The organism is Jannaschia seosinensis, assembly GCF_001408515.1.
GTDB lineage: Bacteria > Pseudomonadota > Alphaproteobacteria > Rhodobacterales > Rhodobacteraceae > Jannaschia > Jannaschia seosinensis.
Window position 1 is genome coordinate 1 of the sequence record NZ_CYPR01000220.1, and the last position, 2,577, is coordinate 2,577.

General features: G+C 61.4%; 2 protein-coding genes and 2 pseudogenes. 1 reads left to right on the forward strand and 3 read right to left on the reverse strand.

What is annotated here, in order from left to right:
- Positions 1 to 379: pseudogene (locus JSE7799_RS16410) on the reverse strand (transposase); the annotation flags it as partial.
- Between the two features lie 68 nt (positions 380 to 447).
- Positions 448 to 1,327: pseudogene (locus JSE7799_RS16415) on the reverse strand (IS3 family transposase); the annotation flags it as partial.
- A gap of 220 nt (positions 1,328 to 1,547) precedes the next feature.
- Here JSE7799_RS16415 and JSE7799_RS16425 point away from each other — a divergent pair.
- Positions 1,548 to 2,141 carry a transposase gene (locus JSE7799_RS16425; protein WP_055664566.1) on the forward strand — a complete coding sequence of 198 codons (594 nt, stop codon included), beginning with the start codon at positions 1,548 to 1,550 and terminating at the stop codon, positions 2,139 to 2,141.
- A 7-nt stretch (positions 2,142 to 2,148) separates the two neighbouring features.
- Here JSE7799_RS16425 and JSE7799_RS16430 read toward each other — a convergent pair.
- The coding region (locus JSE7799_RS16430; RefSeq protein WP_186201797.1) for a transposase at positions 2,149 to 2,577 on the reverse strand (429 nt) is incomplete at its 5' end.

Below are 2,577 nucleotides of genomic sequence, written 5' to 3' on the forward strand. Positions count from 1 at the left end.
CTGCGATAGCGCACGCTTGACCGATCCACGGCCAGGGCCTGGCACGCCCGGCGCTGGCTCACGCCGTGGACCGCCACGACATGCGCCACCGCCTCCCGCTTCACACCGGGCGTTACCGTTTTTTTGCCGCAACATCCTTCAGGATGGCATTGTCGAGCATCGCCTCGGCCAAGAGCTTCTTGAGCTTGCCATTCTCGTCCTCAAGCGCCCTCAGCCGTCGCGCATCCGAGACCTCCAGCCCGCCATACTTCGCCTTGTATTTGTAGAACGTCGCTGAGCTGACCCCGTGCTTCCGGCAGACATCGGCCGTAGACATCCCGGCCTCCTGCTCCTTCAGCATCCCGATGATCTGCTCCTCGCTGAACCTCGATCGCTTCATCATCCGTCTCCTCAATTGGAGCGGATTCTACCTCAAACTGGAGGAAGATACGGGTCTCAGGTCAGGGACGCGATGTAGTGCCACTCGATCCGGTGCTCGGAGCACCACCGCAGGATGGCGTTACAGGTCAGTTCCGTGCCGTTATCGCTGACGATCGTGTCGGGCCTCCCGCGGCGCTCGATCAGGGCCGTCAGTTCACGCATGACACGGCGCCCCGAAATCGAGGTATCCGGAAACGCGGCGAGACATTCACGGGTGACGTCGTCCACCACGTTGAGCACCCGGAAGCGCTGGCCGTTGGCGAACTGGTCGTGGCGAAATCCAATGACCAGCGCGCGTTCGCCCGCGCCTCGACCAGGATCGGGGCCCGCGTCCCGACAGCCTTGCGCCGTGCCTTACGTTTGCGCACCGTCAGCCCTTCCTCACGGTAGAGCCAATAGATCCGGTTGATCCCCGAAGGTTCGCCCTCGCGGCGCAAGAGGACGAAGAGCCGGCGATAACCGAAACGGCGACGTTCATTCGCCAGGTCCCGCAGCCGACCGCGCAGCTCCGTATCGGGCGCGCGCTGCGCCTGATAGCGGATCATCGTGCGATCCGCTCCCACAATTCGACACGCCCGCCGTTCCGAAAGTCCGAGCAGGGCCTTCAGGTGCGCGACAGCCTCGCGCTTCACAGCGGGCGTTACCACTTTCTTAAAACCAGCTCCTTCATCGCGGCGAGGTCGAGCATCTGTTCAGCCACTAGCTTCTTCAGCTTCGCGTTCTCATCCTCGAGCTTCTTCAGCCGCTTGGCCTCAGATACCGTCATGCCTCCGAACTTGGCCTTCCAGTTGTAGAAGGTGCCTTCCGACATGCCGTGCTTGCGGCACAGGTCTGCGCACTTCGCGCCAGCCTCGTGCTCGGCCAGGATGCCGATGATCTGCTCGTCCGTAAATCTCGTTCGCTTCATTGTCCGTCCTCAGGTTGGGCCGGACTCTGATCGACGGTGGAGGGAAAATTCCGTGGCAGGTCACTTCCACTGCCGCCATGTTCGACCTCTCAAGTGATAAAGCATCGAATTAACCCGGATAATTCACGAGAAGGCGGCGGAGGTCACACTACACGACACAGTGCTGGCTGAGGGCGGCTGGATGGATTCAACTGGACGACTCCGACCAAGGAAACGTCCGATGCTTCACCACGCCATCTCCGCCCTCACGAATATTCTGCGTCCAGATCTCGACTTGAGCAAGAGCCGTCTGGAGACGCTTTGCATGATCGTCATCGGCATGGTCAGCGCGCGCAGCGTGAACCTCGGCCATCTTGCCTGCGAACGACCGGGATCGGCCCTGACCTCGTCAACATACCGTCGGTTGCAACGCTTCTTCCAGCACGTCCATCTCGACGAGGACTGGTCGCTCCCGCTTCTGGTCCGGCTGTTGGGCCTGAACAAATCGTGGCTGCTCGCGCTCGACCGCACCAACTGGCAGATCGGCAAGACCGAGGTGAACTTTCTCGTGCTCGCAGTCGTCACCCGTCGTTTCCGCGTCCCCCTGGTCTGGAGCCTGATCGAAGGCCGCGGGTGTTCCGACACCGACATGCGCATCGCCCTGATGGAGCGATATCTCGCGAATTTTCCCGCGACGACCATCCGTCTGCTGCTTGCCGATCGTGAGTTTGTCGGCGCAGGATGGATTGAATTTCTTAATAGAAACAACATCCCCTTTGCTATCCGCGTAAGGGAAAATCTGATAGAGCAACCTGCGGTCTGGAAATTCTGCTGAGAGCGGGTCATGCATCCTGGCATTCCCATTTGATGTAGGCCTTGGTCTCGGAGGCCCATTTCTCGTCGATCTCTACGAGGACGGCGCTGACCAGTCGCAGCAGAGCGTCGTCGCTGGGAAAGACCCTGACCTTTACGGTGCGCCGCTTGAGCTCCTGCTGGACGGATCGCTCCATCGGGTTTGAAGTGCGCAGCCGGCGGCGATGGTGCTCGGGCAGCGTGAAGACCGCGAGCCCCTCGGGCGCGTTTTCCTCCAGCCATGCGGCCAGCTTCGGCGCAGAGGTGCGATAGCTGGCGACGATCTCTGCCAAGGCCGTTTCTGCCTTGGCGAGCGTGCTGGCATTCCACACGGTGCGCAGCTCGGCTCCGATGCGCTTGCGGCTCTCGACGTTCGGAGCGTGATGAATGGCGTTGCGCGCGAGATGGAACTGGCAGCG